A 13,429-nucleotide genomic window follows, 5' to 3' on the forward strand; every position below is an offset into this window, starting at 1 on the left:
ACGGAGAGGAAACCGAAGGTGAGCAACGCAGCTTTCCGCGAGGCCCGCGACTACCTGCTCGCGCACCGCGAGGACTACGAGACCGCCTGCCGCGGATTCACCTGGCCCCGGCCGGAGCGGTTCAACTGGGCCCTCGACTGGTTCGACGTCATGGCCCGCGATCCCGCGAACACCGAGCGATACGCGCTGTGGATCGTCGAGGAGGACGGCTCGGAGGGGCGCTGGACGTTCCCGGAACTCGCGGCGCGGTCGAACCGGGTGGCGAACTGGCTGCGCGCCCACGGCGTGCGCCGTGGTGACCGGCTGATCCTGATGCTGGGCAACCAGGTCGAACTGTGGGAGACCATCCTCGCCACGATGAAGCTCGGCGCGGTGCTCATCCCGGCGTCCACTTTGCTCGGTCCGGCCGATCTCCGCGACCGGGTGGACCGCGGCACGGCGCGGCACGTCGTGGTGCGCTCCGCCGACACCGCGAAGTTCGCCGACGTGACGGGCGACTACACGCGGATCGCGGTGGGGGAGAAGACCGGGGGCTGGCTCTCCTTCGCCGACTCCTACGACGAATCCGGCGAGTTCGAGCCCGACGGGACGACCGCCGCCAGCGACGAACTGTTGCTGTACTTCACCTCGGGCACCACCGCGCAGCCGAAGCTCGTGCGGCACACGCACCTCTCGTACCCGGTCGGCCACCTGTCCACAATGTACTGGATCGGGCTCGAGCCGGGCGACGTGCACCTCAACATCTCCTCGCCCGGCTGGGCGAAGCACGCGTGGAGCAACGTGTTCGCGCCCTGGAACGCCGAAGCCACGGTGTTCCTGTACAACTACACCCGCTTCGACCCGGCGGCGCTGATGGCGCAGATGGACCGGTGCGGGGTCACCAGTTTCTGCGCCCCGCCCACGGTCTGGCGGATGTTGATCCAGGCCGACCTCACCGCGCTGACCGCCCCGCCACGGAAGGTGGTCGGCGCGGGTGAGCCGCTCAACCCCGAGGTGATCGACCAGGTGCGCAAGGCGTGGGGCGTCACCATCCGCGACGGGTTCGGCCAGACCGAGACCAGCGTGCAGATCGCCAACACGCCGGGCCAGGTGGTCAAGCCGGGTTCGATGGGGCGCCCGATGCCCGGCTTCGCGGTGGCGCTGATCGATCCCATCACCGGGGAACGCGCGCGAGAGGGTGAAATCTGCCTCGAGCTGTCCCGGCCACCGGTCGGTCTGATGACCGGCTACGCCGACGACGAGGAGCGCACCGCGCACGCGTTCGCCGACGGCTACTACCACACCGGCGACGTGGGTTCGACGGACGAGGACTCCTACATCACCTACGTGGGCCGCACCGACGACGTGTTCAAGGCGTCGGACTACCGCATTTCCCCGTTCGAACTGGAAAGCGTGCTGCTCGAGCACGAAGCGGTCGCGGAGGCGGCGGTCGTGCCCGCGCCCGACGAGATCCGGCTCGCCGTGCCCAAGGCCTATGTCGTGCTCGCCGCCGGCCACGAGCCGAGCGCGGCCACCGCCGAGAGCATCCTGGCCTTCGCGAGGCGGAACCTGGCGCCCTACAAGCGAATCCGCCGCCTGGAGTTCACGGAACTGCCGAAGACGATCTCCGGCAAGATCCGCCGCGTCGAACTGCGCACCCGGGAGCGATCCGCGGCCACGCGGCCGCACGGCGAATACCGCGACGACGACTTCCCGGGCCTCAAGTCCTGAGTCAGGCAGGCGTCGTGGCGATCTGGCGGTCGTCTTCCGTGGAGCAGGCGGCCGACAGGGGCGCGCCCGCGTCGCTGCCGCACGTCCACTGGCCGATCACGACAGGCCCCGCGCCGTCGGGTTTGGCCTCCTCGGCCGGGGTCAGCCTGGTGAAGTACTGCGTCAGCAGGGAGGTCGCCTCCCGGCGGCCGACGTCGCCCTCCCGGACGTAGGCCCGCGCCGACCCCAGGCTGCCGGTGACCGTTCCGCAGCGGGTCCCGGTCGCGGACGGACCGGCCACCGCGAAGGTTTCCGGCTGTGGGGTCCGGGCGGGTGCCCGCTGGCCGCCGCAGGCGCCGAGCAGGACCACGCAGGCGGCCGCGGGCCGAGCACACGAAGGACTTTCATGAAGCTTTCAGGAACTCGTCTGGGCTGTGTTGTCCGTACCGTCACGCACACCACGTCGACACGGTCTTCAGTGGGGGACGGTCCGGGCGCGCACGCTGTTCCCCTGCCGGGTGCAGGTGAACCCGCCCCTCGAGGAGGACTCGCACAGCCAGCCATGTACCGAAACGCTGACCGCCCTGGACCCCGCGTGGTGCCTTCCGGCGACCCGTGCGTGGAACTCGGTGACCAGCCGGCGCGCCTCGGCGCAGTCGACGCCGCTGAGCGAGATTTCCAGCACCTCCAGGTTCGGGCCGCTCGCCGCGTGGACGGTACCGCAGCCGCGTCCGGCCCGCTCGGCGGACGCGGCCGGCCGAGGGGGATCGGACTCCTCCTCCGGTCCGGCCTCGGCTCTGACGGATTTCGTGCTTCGGGGAGTGGACGTCGGCCGCGCCCCCGGATCGGGGTCCGAGGTGGACTTCACCACCGTGGACCGCACCTCGACCTCCTGGGTCTTGCAGCCGCCCAGCACCACCGCGGCGGCACCGACGGCGGCCAGCAACGCCGGCCCTGGCACTCCCATGGAAGATCCTCCTCGACGTCGGGGCTGAGAACTGGTCCATCATGGACAGTTACGGACTGTTCACCCCTCACACGCCGTGGGTGAATCCTTGCGAAACCGTTAACATCGAGGCCTTGACTGCCGAAAACCAACGTGATGAGTACCGACGACGAACGCAGCACCACCCTTCCCCCGACCGCGCCCTGCACGGTCGTGTGGAGCCAGGGGCATCCCTACGTCCTCGACACCCAGACCGGCGCCGTTCGCTGGATCGGCGCCGACGACCGTGGGCGCCCGGTTTCCCTTACCCGCGCGGAGTTGCAGCGCCGCGGCTGGAGCCTTCGCCCGGCCAGCTAGGGTGACGGGGGTGGAGAACCCCCGTGCCGGGCGGGCGGAGCGGCCGTTGCTCCAGCAGGCGCTCACCGTGCCGAACATCCTTTCGTTGCTTCGGCTGGCCGGGGTGCCGGTGTTCCTGTGGCTGCTGCTCGGTCCCCACGAGGACCTGTGGGCGCTGGCACTGCTGGTGGCCAGCGCGCTGACCGACTGGCTGGACGGCAAGCTCGCGCGGTGGCTGAACCAGCAGAGCCGGCTCGGTAGTCTCCTCGACCCGGCCGCCGACCGGCTCTACATCGTCGCCACCCTGGTCGCGTTCCTGGTGCGCGGGATCATGCCGTGGTGGCTGGTCGCCCCGCTGGTGGTGCGTGAGCTGATCGTCGGGGTGTGCCTTCTCGTCCTGCGCCGCCACGGTTTCGCCCCGCCCGAGGTGACCTACACCGGCAAGGCCGCGACCTTCGTGCTGATGTACGCCTTCCCCTTCCTTCTGCTCACCCAGGGAGACGGCACGGTGGCCGCGATCGCCCGCCCGATCGCCTACGCCTTCACCGCCTGGGGCTGGCTGCTCTACCTGTGGTCAGGCGCGCTGTACGTGATCCAGACCGTCCTCGCCGTCCAGCGTGACAGGCGGCCCGTCGGGCCGGGAACCCATCTGTAAGACTTCGCGCGAGAACAGCAAGGCAGGGAAAGGGGAGCACGGTGTCCGCTCCAGAAGAATTGCGCTACACCGAGGAACACGAGTGGGTCTCGGCCGGCGCCGGCGACTCCGTCCGGGTCGGCATCACCGAGTACGCGCAGGACCAGCTCGGCGACGTGGTGTTCGTCGAACTGCCCGAGGTGGGCAAGCAGGTGACCGCCGGCGAAAGCTTCGGTGAGGTCGAGTCGACCAAGAGCGTGTCGGAGTTGTTCGCCCCGGTGGACGGCGAGGTGATCGCGGTCAACGAGGCCGTCGCCGACTCCCCGGAGCTGCTCAACAGCGACCCCTACGGCGAGGGCTGGCTGATCGAGATCAGGCTCGACGACCCCGCCGGCCTCGACAGCCTCCTCGATCCGGACGCATACCAGCGCCTCATCCAGGATCAGGGCTGATTATCTCCGGGCCTTACTTGGGGGAGTCCTTCCTCTCGCATCGATCAGGCACGGTACGTTGACAGCACACGTTCTCAGCTAGACGGACACTTCAGTGGTGAGGAGAGCTCAGGTGAGCACGAACGACGGGCCCGGCGTTCCCCCGGAGCGGTCTCCGGAGAAGACTTCGGTTTTCCGGGCCGATTTTCTGGCGGACGCGGAGGGGCAGGAGCCGCCTGCACCCGAGCCTTCGGTCGCCGGCGTCGACGCGCTGCCGGCCGGCTCGGCACTGCTGGTCGTCAAGCGGGGTCCGAACGCGGGTTCCCGGTTCCTGCTCGACCGGGACACCACCAGCGCGGGGCGGCACCCCGACAGCGACATCTTCCTCGACGACGTCACGGTTTCCCGCAGGCACGCGGAGTTCCGGCGCGAGGGCGGCGAGTTCGTCGTCATCGACGTCGGCAGCCTGAACGGGACCTACGTCAACCGTGAGCCGGTGGACCAGGCCGTGCTCGCCGGCGGCGACGAGGTTCAGATCGGCAAGTTCCGCCTCGTCTTCCTGACCAGCCCGGGGCACGGGGGCCAGGGGGCACGGTGACGGCTGCCGGGCGGCCACAGCGTGATGGGCTGAGCATCGGGACCGTGCTGGCGCAGCTACGCGTCGACTTCCCGGATGTCACCATCTCCAAGATCAGGTTCCTCGAGTCCGAGGGCCTGGTGCGGCCCGGCCGGTCGCCTTCGGGCTACCGGCAGTTCACCCCGGCCGACGTGGAGCGGCTGCGGTTCGTGCTGTCCGCCCAGCGGGACCACTACCTGCCCCTGAAGGTGATCAAGGAGCAGCTGGACGCCGCCGACCGCGGCGCCGCCGCGCCGGAGCCGGCACTCGCCCGGCTGCCGCGCAAGCTCGTGTCGCTGCCGGACCGCTCCGGCGACGGGCTGCCCGGAGCCGACGACTTCGCGCCGGGCGCGCAGGTCCGGCTGACCCAGGAGGAACTCCTGGCCGAGGCGGAGATCGACACCGCGACCCTGGCCGAACTCCAGCAGTACGGGCTCCTCCGGCCGGGGCCGGCCGGGTTCTACGACCCGGAAGCGGTGCTGGTCGCCAGGACGGTCCGCGCGATGACCGAGTTCGGCATCGAGCCCCGGCACCTGCGGGCCTTCCGGGCCTCCGCGGACCGGGAGGTCGGCCTGCTGGAGCAGATCGTCGCCCCGGTCTACCGCCAGCGGGACGCGGGCGCACGGGCGCGTGCGGACGAGATGGCACGCGAACTCGCCGCGCTGTCGGTGACTTTGCACACGCTGCTGGTCAAGGCCGGTGTCCGGGCGGTCACCGGAGGCTGTTAGGCGGCCGACCGGGCAAGCTGGTTATCAAGTTCGTCGGTAATGACACTGTTTCATGCCTCTTCCTCACGGCGAAGATGCCGTACGGTTGGTGATGGGTTGCCGGACTGGGAAGTTCGCACTCGAGTCCAGGACAGTCAGGACAGGCGAAAAGCGAGCCGCCCGTATGACGGGTAGCGTCGGGAATGTCGATGCGGGATCCTCGAAGCAGCGTTGCGGCCCGCGCACAGGAGAGGGAGGCGAAGCCCGATGAGCGAGATGCGCGTCGTCGGCGTGCGGGTGGAGCTGCCCGCGAATCAGCCGATCTTGTTGCTGCGGGAGACCGAGGGCGAACGGTACCTCCCGATCTGGATCGGCTCGGTGGAGGCCACCGCGATCGCGCTGGAGCAGCAGGGCGTCCGCCCCGCCCGGCCACTGACCCATGACCTGCTCAAAGAGGTCATCGGGGCGTTGGGCCGGGAGCTCAAGCAGGTCGTGATCACCGACCTCCGCGAAGGCACCTTCTTCGCGGAGCTGGTGTTCGACGGGAACGTGCGGGTCTCCGCGCGGCCGAGCGACTCGGTCGCGCTGGCCCTGCGGGTCGGGGTGCCCATCCACGCCGTGGACACGGTGCTGGAGGAGGCGGGCCTGATCATTCCCGACGAGCAGGAGGACGAGGTCGAGAAGTTCCGCGAGTTCCTCGAGTCGGTGTCCCCCGAGGACTTCCGCGGCGCCGACACCTGAGTTCTCAGGAGGCCGTGGCCTTTTCGAAGAGCGCGGCCAGTTCCCGCCCGTAGGCGTCGAGGTCGAGGTCCGGGTCCTCGGCCAGTGCGGTCGCCGCACCGTCGATCCCGTGCGCGATGGTGCGGGCCATCACTTCCGGGGTGAACGGTCCGAACATCCCTTCCCGTTGCCGTTGCCGCAGTTGCCGGGCCAGCCGCCCGACCCGGAGGTCGGCGAGCAGCGCCTCCGTGATCGGGTCTCCGGCCGTGTTCCGCGCGATCTCGTTCAGCGCACGCACGGCGTCCGGGTGCGCGCAGGAAAACCACTTCGGCCTCGGGGTAGGCCCGCAGCATCGCCTTGCGATCGTCTGCCCGCCCGGCACGTTCCGCCGTGAACTGGTCCTTGACGTGCACGATCGTCCCGAGCACGGCCGTCATCAGGTCGGCCTTGGTGCCGAAGTGATAGGTGATGACCCGAGTGCTGCCGAGCCCGGCCCGTGCCCGGATGCGCTCGAAGGACGCTTTGGGGTAGCCGTGTTCGGCGATGGTGTCGATGGTGGCGCCGAGGATCTGGGCCCGGCGCGCCGCCTCGGTCACACCGAGGCCGAGGTCCGGCTGCATCTCCGCTGTTATCCGAACAAGTAAAAAATAACATGGACGTGTAAATCCCCGCTGGCCCGGGTGAACTCACCAGAAGGGTTTGAGCTGCACCGCGCGTCGCGTTGACCTCCAGACCGCGCACGCTTACGGTCGAAGTCGGGAAATCGCGTGGGTGTGATTAGGCCGAGTGGGGCACAACCTGCGCGGTTGCCACTGCCAGGGATCCCGCCCCCGGGATTCGGGTGCTTGTTTCGACCGGCCGCCCGGCCGGTTGAGGGGAGGCATGCGTGGTCGACGAAAGGCCGGTCAGGGCGGTCGACGGGGAGCAGGGCGAGCTCTTTCCTGACTCCTCCCTGCCCGATGAGCTGGTCGGGTACCGGGGACCCGCGGCCTGTCAGATCGCCGGCATCACCTACCGCCAACTCGACTACTGGGCGCGGACGAAACTCGTCGCGCCGAGCGTGCGCAGCGCACATGGCTCGGGTTCGCAGCGCCTGTACTCGTTCAAGGACATCCTGTCGCTCAAGATCGTGAAGCGGTTGCTGGACACCGGCGTCTCGCTGCAGAACATCAGAGTGGCCATCGAGCACCTGCGCAAGCGCGGGGCGCGCGACCTGGCCAACGTCACGCTGGTCTCCGACGGCACCACCGTGTACGAGTGCACCTCGCCCGAGGAGATCGTCGATCTGCTGCAGGGCGGCCAGGGCGTGTTCGGCATCGCGGTCAAGGTGCACATGCAGGAGATCACCGGCACGCTGCACGAGTTCCCCGCCGAGCGGGCCGACGGCGGGCCCGTCGAGCCGGAGGTGCCCGACGAACTGAGTCAGCGGCGGAACGGCCGGCGCACGGGGTGATGGCGCCCACACTGGCTGCCGGGTGAAAGATCTTCGCGTCCGAGGCTGGGTAGGCTGCCATTCGCAGTCGCCGAAGCCGTGCGGGAGAGTTCGAACCCTTACCCGGGTTCGGCGCCGAAGGAGCAAGTCCCCCGAACCTCTCAGGCACCCCGGACCGTGCGGATGAGACGCCTCTGGAAAGCGGGTCGACCGGCCACAACCCGATGACCCCGCCGACGGTGCAAACCCGGCTCAACACACGGGTGAACCTCTCAGGCGCCCCTTGAGGGCATGGACAGAGCGGGGAAGGGGACCCGGGCACCCGCGTGGTGTCCGGGTCCGCCCAGAAGGCCGAGCAGGATCCGGTCGTTCTCGACCACCACCATGGCGAAGCGATCGCAGCGGTTCGTCCGCGCCCTGCTGCGGGCCCGGATACGACGAGAACCCGGCGATGTCGTGGTGCCCGTCGGCCGTGCCGTCGAGCCTGAACGTCGGCCCGGCGAACCGAAGCCGCGCCCCCGCCACGAACTGGTCCACACCATCCCGCCGCCCTCCGGCGCCCGGCCGACCCGCGTACCGGGGAGTACCTTCAGCACCCGCCGAAGGGCAGTGGCAGGATCTGCGGTGGATCGAAACAGACGCACCCGGAGTAAAGGAACGCATTTGATGGTCACCGTTCCCGCCATCGTGCTCAACAACGGCGTGGAGATCCCGCAGCTCGGTTTCGGGGTGTGGCAGGTGCCCGCGGACGAGACCGCGAAGGTGGTCGGCCTGGCGATCGAGGCCGGCTACCGGAGCATCGACACCGCCGCGGCCTACCAGAACGAGGCCGGGGTCGGCGAGGCGATCCGCGCCTGCGGCCTGCCCCGCGAGCAGCTGTTCGTCACCACCAAACTGTGGAACTCCGACCAGGGTTACGACTCGACCCTGCGCGCTTTCGACACCAGCCTGGCCAAGCTGGGCCTGGACTACCTCGACCTGTACCTGATTCACTGGCCGCTGCCGCAGCGCGACAAGTACGTGGACACCTGGCGTGCGTTCGAGAAGCTGCACGCCGACGGCCGGATCCGCGCGATCGGCGTGTCGAACTTCCAGATCGCGCACCTCGAGCGGTTGTCCGGCGAGACCTCGGTGGTGCCGGCGGTCAACCAGATCGAGCTGCACCCCCGCCTGCCGCAGGCGGAGCTGCGGACGTTCCACGCCGAGCATGGCATCGCCACCGAGGCGTGGAGCCCGCTCGCGCAGGGTGCGCTGCTGGCCGACCCGGCGGTCACCGGCCTGGCCTCGAAGTACGGCAAGACCCCCGCGCAGATCGTGCTCCGCTGGCACCTGCAGCTCGGCAACATCGTCATCCCCAAGTCGGTCACGCGCACGCGGATCCGCGAGAACATCGACGTCTTCGACTTCGAACTGGCCGACGACGACCTGATGGTGCTCGGCGAGCTGGACAAGGGTACCCGCACCGGCCCCGACCCCGAGACCTTCAACCTCGCCTGAGCAGGTAAGGCCGGCCCGGCGGCGTGGCCGGGCCTCAGGTACCGGTGGGGGAGAAGGCGGACTGCTGGGCCGGTTGCATCAGGAAGTCGCGGAAGACCTGGGCCGCGCGGACGGCTACCTCGTCCACGGCCGAGCCGCCGAGGCCGATGTAGGTGTACCCGGCGGTGAGCTTCTCGGCGGGGGAGCCGATGAGGTCGGGCCGCGCGGCGGCGAGGCGGTCGCCCCAGTTTCCGGCTTCGGGGATCCATGCCGCGGGGATACCGCCGATGGCGTCGGGGTTCTGTCCGGTCAGCGCGCTGTAGACGTGGTCCGAGGCGAAGGACTGGACGTCGATGCGGACGCAGTAGGAGTGCACCACCGTCTTGGCCTCGTTCCACTTGGCGGCCGCGGCCGAAACCGGCTGCACGGCACCCGGGGCGACCACGACCTTCATCGTCGAGTCCCCTTCGGTGCAGGCTTTGGCCTGGGCTTCGGTCCGGCTGTCCAGTACGTTGTTGGCCCAGCCCCAGCCGAGCATGCCGAGCCCCAGGAGCAGGACCAGGACACCGGTCACGATCGGCCACTTGGCGATCCGCCGCCGGCCGGCGGCGGTGCCGACCGCCCGGTGATGCCCGGTGGCGACCGTGCCGTCGGAGCCTTTCGAGGGGGTCTGGGGGCTTGCCCCCGGCCGGGGCCGGGGGGCTGAGCTCCCGGACAGCACCGCGCCCGCGGCCGGCTCGGGCCGCCGCTCGGCCTCGGTAGGACCGGGGGCGGGCCGCTTCTTGCCTGGCCGCGGACGGTTGCCTGGCTGGGGGTCGCTGGGTGCCTGCGGACGGCGGATCCGCACGGTGGTCTCGGCGGGCCCGGGCTGTGGAGCAGGAGGGACACGTCCACCGGGCATGGTGTGGTACCCGCTGGTTCTCTCAGCCGGCCAGGGAACAGGGTCCTCGAGCATGCTGTGACGACCCATCGATGTCCCTTCCACTCTCCGTGCCCGCCAGTCAAATGCATTCACCCTAACAGGGGTACGTCGTTAGGGAAACGTGATACTTCCCCAAAGATCACTCCCGCAGCGTGAGCAGAGATGCGCAGTGAGCCATAAGGCGAGCGCGGAGCGGCTCCGCACGACGTGCGAACCCGGCCTGCGCACGGACGTACTCCGCCCGGCCGGCCCCCGTCTCGACGGCGACCGGTGCGTACCCGAGTTCTGTCAGGTCATACGGACTGGCCCGCATGTCCAGTTCACGAATTTCCGCGGCGAGTTCAAAGCAGTCGGCGACCAGCTCGGCGGGGACGAACGGATCGAGCTTGTAGGCCGCGCGGTAGAGGTCCATGTTGGCGTGAAGACAGCCCGGCTGCTCGTGTTCGGCCTGCGTGGCCCGGGTCGGCTGGAGCTCGTTGCGGGGGCGGGCGGCGCCGGTGAAGAACCGGAACGCGTCGTAGTGCCCACAGCGGATCTCATGCGCCTCCACCACCGAATCCGTCCCGGCCGTGCCGAGCCGGAGGCGCAGCCGGCCGTGCCGGATCTCCCGGGCCGGCTGCCGGTGGACCATGGCCCACTCGTGCAGGCCGAAGCAGTTCAACCGGGGTTTCCGGGCCGCCGTCGCCCTCAGCAGGGCCAGCGTCGACCGCGCGGTGCGGGCGTGCTTCTCGGTGAAGGCGCTTTCGTCGAGCACGACCCCGCCGTCGGCTTCGCGATAGCCGCCGCGCGCCAGGAACTCGCGGGCGCCGGGGCCGCCGAGCACCACGCCCGGACCTGGCTGCCAGCGCTCCAGGTGCGACGGCCGGTGCCTGTAGTACTGGAACAGGAAGTCGTACACGGGATGCCTCTCGCCGCGCGACCGCCGTTCCAGGTAGGGAAGGGTCCATCGCCGCATCCGCCCGGCGTGCGCGCGCTCCCGTTCGCGCCAGGTGTCCTCGGCCAGCCAGGTGCGCTCAGGCCGTGACATGGGTGCCGTCCCGGACCGTGCCGACGTACTCCTCGACCAGGTCCTCCAGGGCGACCACACCCACGGGGGTGCCGGTGGCGTCGAGGGCGCGGGCGAGGTGCGTGCCTTCCTTGCGCATCGCGGACAGCGCTTCGTCCAGACGGGCGGTCACCGGCAGTTCCGTGAGCGTCCGCGTCTTGGTGGCCGGGACCGTGGTCGATGGGTCGTCGCCGATCTGGTCGAGCACGTCCTTGACGTGCAGGTATCCGATCAGCTCGCCGGAGGAGGCGCACAGCGGGTAGCGCGAGAAGCCGGTCATGGACACCGCCTGCTCGACCTGGCCGATGGTGGGGGTGGCGGGCAGGGTGGTGAGCAGACCGATCGGCACCAGCACGTCGCCGACGGTCTTTTGCACCGACGACAGCGTCTGGCTCAGCCGCTCGTGCTCGGACTGTTCCAGCAGGCCTTCCCGGCGCGACTCGCTGAGCAGTTCGGCCAGCTCCGCGGATGTGTAGGCGGTCTCCAACTCGTCCTTCGGCTCGACCTTCACCAGGCGCAGCATCGAGTTGGCGGCGAAGTTCAGTAGCCAGATGAACGGGTTGACCAGTTTCACCCACGCGACGTGCGCCGGCACCAGCCACAGCGCCAGTCGTTCCGGGTCGGCAATGGCCAGGTTCTTCGGCACCATTTCGCCGATCAGCACGTGCGCCACGGTGATGAACGCGAGCGCGATCGCGAACGAGAACGGGTGCAGCAGCACCTCCGGGATGTGCAGCAGCGCGAAGAAACCGGCGAGCCGGTGCGCCACCGCGGGCTCGCCCAGGCGGCCCAGCAGCAGCGAGCAGATGGTGATGCCCAGCTGGGCGCCGGCGAGCATGAGCGAGACATGCCGGCTGGCGTTGATCACGATCTTCGCGCGGATCTTGCCCTGTTCGAGCAGCGCTTCCAGCCGGTCCCGGCGGGAGGAGATCAGGGTGAACTCGGCGCCCACGAAGAACGCGTTGGCCAGCAGCAGGAGCACGACCGCGAAGATGGCGAGCCAGTCGTTCATCGGCTCTCCTCCTGGCCTGTTTCCGCTTCGGCCAGCCGGCGCACGCTCAGTTCGGCGATGCGGTGCCGGTCCATGGTCATCACGGTCAGCCGCCAGCCGTCGATCTCCACCGAGTCACCCGCGATCGGAAGCCTACCCAGCCGCTCGAGCACCAGACCCGCGATGGTTTCGTAGTCGCCCTCGGGCATCCGGAAGCCGGTGATCTCGGCGATCTCGTCGGCCCGGAGCTGGCCGGAGACCATCCACGTGTCGACGTCGAGTTGCTGCGACGCGGGCGCCTCGCCCTCGTCGTGCTCGTCGCGAACGTCGCCGATGATCTCCTCGACCACGTCCTCCAGCGTCACCAGCCCGGCCGTGCCGCCGTACTCGTCCACGACCATGGCGATCTGGAAGCGCGAATCACGCAGGCGCGAGAGCAGCGCGTCGCCGGGCAGAGACTCCGGCACGGTCGGCACGGGCCGCATGATGGAGCCGATCCGCACCGTGTCGCGGTCGCGGGCGGCGACCGTGAACACCTGCTTGACGTGCACCGCGCCCTGCACGTTGTCGAGGTCCTGGGTGTACACCGGGAAGCGGGAGAACCCGGTGCGGCGGGAGGTCTCGATCAGGTCGCTGATCGAGTCGCCCACGGTCAGCGACTCGATCTGCACGCGCGGGGTCATCAGTTCCTCGGCGGTCCGGCCGCCGAACCGCAACGACTTGTCGAGCAGTTCGGCGGTGGACGTGTCGAGGGTGCCGCTCTCGGCGCTGGTACGGACGATGGACCCGAGTTCCTGCGGCGACCTGGCCGACCGCAGTTCCTCCTGCGGCTCCACCCCGAACTTCCGGACGAGGAAGTTGGCGCTGTTGTTCATCAGCGTGATCAACCAGCGGAACATGGCGGAGAACCGCGAGTGGTAGCCCATCACCGCCCTGGCTGTGGGCAGCGGGCGCGCCACGGCCAGGTTCTTGGGGACCATCTCGCCGAGCACCATCGACAGCACGGTCGCCAGCAGCAGCGCGACCGCAACCGAGGTGCCCTCGGCCGCGCCTTCGGACAGCCCCAGCCCGGTCAGCGCCGGGCGGACCAGGTCGCCGATCAGCGGCTCGGCGACATAACCGGTGAGCAGGGTGGTCAGCGTGATCGCGACCTGGGCGCCGGAGAGCTGGAAGGACAGGGTGGCGTGGGCCTTGCGGACGGTGTGGGCCCGGCGGTCGCCGACCTCCCGGACGTTGGCGTCGACGGTGCTGCGCTCGAGCGCGGTCAGTGAGAACTCCGCGGCGACGGCGAGGCCCGTCGCGACCGTCAGCAGGATGAAGAACAACACGCCGAGGGCGGACAGCAGCGCACTCATCGGCCGCTCGCCGCCTTCCGGGAGGTGGCCGGCACCTCGGGGGCCGCTACCGCGGCGCCGGGATGGTGTCCGGGTAAGCCGGGTTCGTCACCCGGCCCAGTACTGTCACCAGGTGACTGCGCATCGCGC

16 protein-coding genes, 1 pseudogene and 1 riboswitch are annotated in these 13,429 nt (G+C 69.7%); of the genes and pseudogenes, 9 read left to right on the plus strand and 8 right to left on the minus strand.

The annotated features are described in order from the left end of the window. Nucleotides 1-18 precede the first annotated feature (18 nt). The gene (locus tag VJT49_RS28900; RefSeq protein ID WP_324168114.1) at nt 19-1,710 is read left to right on the plus strand and encodes an AMP-binding protein; all 1,692 of its coding nucleotides are present in this window, start codon (nt 19-21) and stop codon (nt 1,708-1,710) included. A gap of 1 nt (nt 1,711) precedes the next feature. Here VJT49_RS28900 and VJT49_RS28905 read toward each other — a convergent pair whose 3' ends face one another. Together VJT49_RS28905 and VJT49_RS28910 are read right to left on the minus strand one after the other, a co-directional pair. Further along, nucleotides 1,712-2,059, minus strand: coding sequence for a hypothetical protein (locus VJT49_RS28905; RefSeq protein ID WP_324168115.1), 348 nt, complete (start codon nt 2,057-2,059; stop codon nt 1,712-1,714). A 105-nt stretch (nt 2,060-2,164) separates the two neighbouring features. After that, complete coding sequence (locus VJT49_RS28910; protein WP_324168116.1) at nt 2,165-2,656, minus strand: hypothetical protein; 492 nt, start codon at nt 2,654-2,656, stop codon at nt 2,165-2,167. A gap of 135 nt (nt 2,657-2,791) precedes the next feature. Between VJT49_RS28910 and VJT49_RS28915 the strand changes: the two genes are divergently transcribed. The 6 genes from VJT49_RS28915 (at nt 2,792) to VJT49_RS28940 (ending at nt 6,100) form a co-directional block, all read left to right on the plus strand. Next, nucleotides 2,792-2,992 (plus strand): hypothetical protein, encoded by a 201-nt coding sequence (locus tag VJT49_RS28915; RefSeq protein WP_324168117.1) that lies wholly within the window; start codon nt 2,792-2,794, stop codon nt 2,990-2,992. A gap of 10 nt (nt 2,993-3,002) precedes the next feature. Then, nucleotides 3,003-3,626 carry a CDP-alcohol phosphatidyltransferase family protein gene (locus tag VJT49_RS28920; protein ID WP_324168118.1) on the plus strand — a complete coding sequence of 208 codons (624 nt, stop codon included), beginning with the start codon at nt 3,003-3,005 and terminating at the stop codon, nt 3,624-3,626. A gap of 41 nt (nt 3,627-3,667) precedes the next feature. Beyond that, nucleotides 3,668-4,057: a glycine cleavage system protein GcvH gene (gene gcvH, locus VJT49_RS28925; protein WP_324168119.1), complete on the plus strand. Its 390-nt coding sequence runs from the start codon at nt 3,668-3,670 to the stop codon at nt 4,055-4,057. Nucleotides 4,058-4,169: 112 nt separating this feature from the next. Beyond that, nucleotides 4,170-4,634, plus strand: a complete 465-nt coding sequence (gene garA / locus VJT49_RS28930; RefSeq protein ID WP_324168120.1) for a glycogen accumulation regulator GarA — start codon at nt 4,170-4,172, stop codon at nt 4,632-4,634. Further along, the gene (locus VJT49_RS28935) at nt 4,631-5,380 is read left to right on the plus strand and encodes a MerR family transcriptional regulator (RefSeq protein ID WP_324168121.1); all 750 of its coding nucleotides are present in this window, start codon (nt 4,631-4,633) and stop codon (nt 5,378-5,380) included. The genes garA and VJT49_RS28935 overlap by 4 nt, the downstream gene beginning before the upstream one ends. A 246-nt stretch (nt 5,381-5,626) precedes the next feature. Next, nucleotides 5,627-6,100, plus strand: a complete 474-nt coding sequence (locus VJT49_RS28940; RefSeq protein ID WP_324168122.1) for a bifunctional nuclease family protein — start codon at nt 5,627-5,629, stop codon at nt 6,098-6,100. A gap of 4 nt (nt 6,101-6,104) precedes the next feature. Here the strand turns inward: VJT49_RS28940 and VJT49_RS35495 are convergent, their stop codons facing one another. Both VJT49_RS35495 and VJT49_RS35500 read right to left on the minus strand, forming a co-directional pair. Next, nucleotides 6,105-6,377 carry a hypothetical protein gene (locus VJT49_RS35495; protein WP_414636110.1) on the minus strand — a complete coding sequence of 91 codons (273 nt, stop codon included), beginning with the start codon at nt 6,375-6,377 and terminating at the stop codon, nt 6,105-6,107. 187 nt (nt 6,378-6,564) lie between these two features. Then, nucleotides 6,565-6,699: pseudogene (locus VJT49_RS35500) on the minus strand (TetR/AcrR family transcriptional regulator); the annotation flags it as partial. 266 nt (nt 6,700-6,965) lie between these two features. On the opposite strand from VJT49_RS35500, the gene VJT49_RS28950 reads away from it, so the two are divergent. Both VJT49_RS28950 and VJT49_RS28955 read left to right on the plus strand, forming a co-directional pair. Next, on the plus strand, nt 6,966-7,532 hold the full coding sequence (locus VJT49_RS28950; RefSeq protein ID WP_324168123.1) for a MerR family transcriptional regulator: 567 nt from the start codon (nt 6,966-6,968) through the stop codon (nt 7,530-7,532). A gap of 71 nt (nt 7,533-7,603) precedes the next feature. After that, a riboswitch (glycine riboswitch) is annotated at nt 7,604-7,699 on the plus strand. A gap of 478 nt (nt 7,700-8,177) precedes the next feature. Then, nucleotides 8,178-9,008: an aldo/keto reductase gene (locus VJT49_RS28955; RefSeq protein WP_324168124.1), complete on the plus strand. Its 831-nt coding sequence runs from the start codon at nt 8,178-8,180 to the stop codon at nt 9,006-9,008. A 34-nt stretch (nt 9,009-9,042) separates the two neighbouring features. On the opposite strand, the gene VJT49_RS28960 is transcribed toward VJT49_RS28955, so the two are convergent. The 4 genes from VJT49_RS28960 to VJT49_RS28975 all read right to left on the minus strand — a co-directional run bounded on the left by VJT49_RS28960 (nt 9,043) and on the right by VJT49_RS28975 (nt 13,300). Then, nucleotides 9,043-9,834 (minus strand): hypothetical protein, encoded by a 792-nt coding sequence (locus VJT49_RS28960; protein WP_324168125.1) that lies wholly within the window; start codon nt 9,832-9,834, stop codon nt 9,043-9,045. Between the two features lie 214 nt (nt 9,835-10,048). Further along, a complete protein-coding gene (locus VJT49_RS28965) occupies nt 10,049-10,936 on the minus strand; it encodes a 3-methyladenine DNA glycosylase (RefSeq protein WP_324168126.1) in 888 nt (295 codons plus the stop codon). After that, the gene (locus VJT49_RS28970) at nt 10,923-11,966 is read right to left on the minus strand and encodes a hemolysin family protein (RefSeq protein WP_324168127.1); all 1,044 of its coding nucleotides are present in this window, start codon (nt 11,964-11,966) and stop codon (nt 10,923-10,925) included. The genes VJT49_RS28965 and VJT49_RS28970 overlap by 14 nt, the downstream gene beginning before the upstream one ends. Continuing rightward, nucleotides 11,963-13,300 (minus strand): hemolysin family protein, encoded by a 1,338-nt coding sequence (locus VJT49_RS28975; RefSeq protein ID WP_324168128.1) that lies wholly within the window; start codon nt 13,298-13,300, stop codon nt 11,963-11,965. Before VJT49_RS28975 ends, VJT49_RS28970 begins: the two co-directional genes overlap by 4 nt. Between the last annotated feature and the right edge of the window lie 129 nt (nt 13,301-13,429).

Origin of the sequence: Amycolatopsis sp., assembly GCF_035276945.1 — a bacterium.
Taxonomy (GTDB): domain Bacteria; phylum Actinomycetota; class Actinomycetes; order Mycobacteriales; family Pseudonocardiaceae; genus Amycolatopsis_E.

What these genes read in the sequence shown, in the direction of transcription:
- VJT49_RS28965 (WP_324168126.1), bottom strand. Translation starts at nt 10,936, where the DNA reads ATGTCACGGCCTGAGCGCACCTGGCTGGCCGAGGACACCTGGCGCGAA.
- VJT49_RS28915 (WP_324168117.1), top strand. Translation starts at nt 2,792, where the DNA reads ATGAGTACCGACGACGAACGCAGCACCACCCTTCCCCCGACCGCGCCC.
- VJT49_RS28940 (WP_324168122.1), top strand. Translation starts at nt 5,627, where the DNA reads ATGAGCGAGATGCGCGTCGTCGGCGTGCGGGTGGAGCTGCCCGCGAAT.
- VJT49_RS28970 (WP_324168127.1), bottom strand. Translation starts at nt 11,966, where the DNA reads ATGAACGACTGGCTCGCCATCTTCGCGGTCGTGCTCCTGCTGCTGGCC.
- VJT49_RS28955 (WP_324168124.1), top strand. Translation starts at nt 8,178, where the DNA reads ATGGTCACCGTTCCCGCCATCGTGCTCAACAACGGCGTGGAGATCCCG.
- VJT49_RS28975 (WP_324168128.1), bottom strand. Translation starts at nt 13,300, where the DNA reads ATGAGTGCGCTGCTGTCCGCCCTCGGCGTGTTGTTCTTCATCCTGCTG.
- VJT49_RS28910 (WP_324168116.1), bottom strand. Translation starts at nt 2,656, where the DNA reads ATGGGAGTGCCAGGGCCGGCGTTGCTGGCCGCCGTCGGTGCCGCCGCG.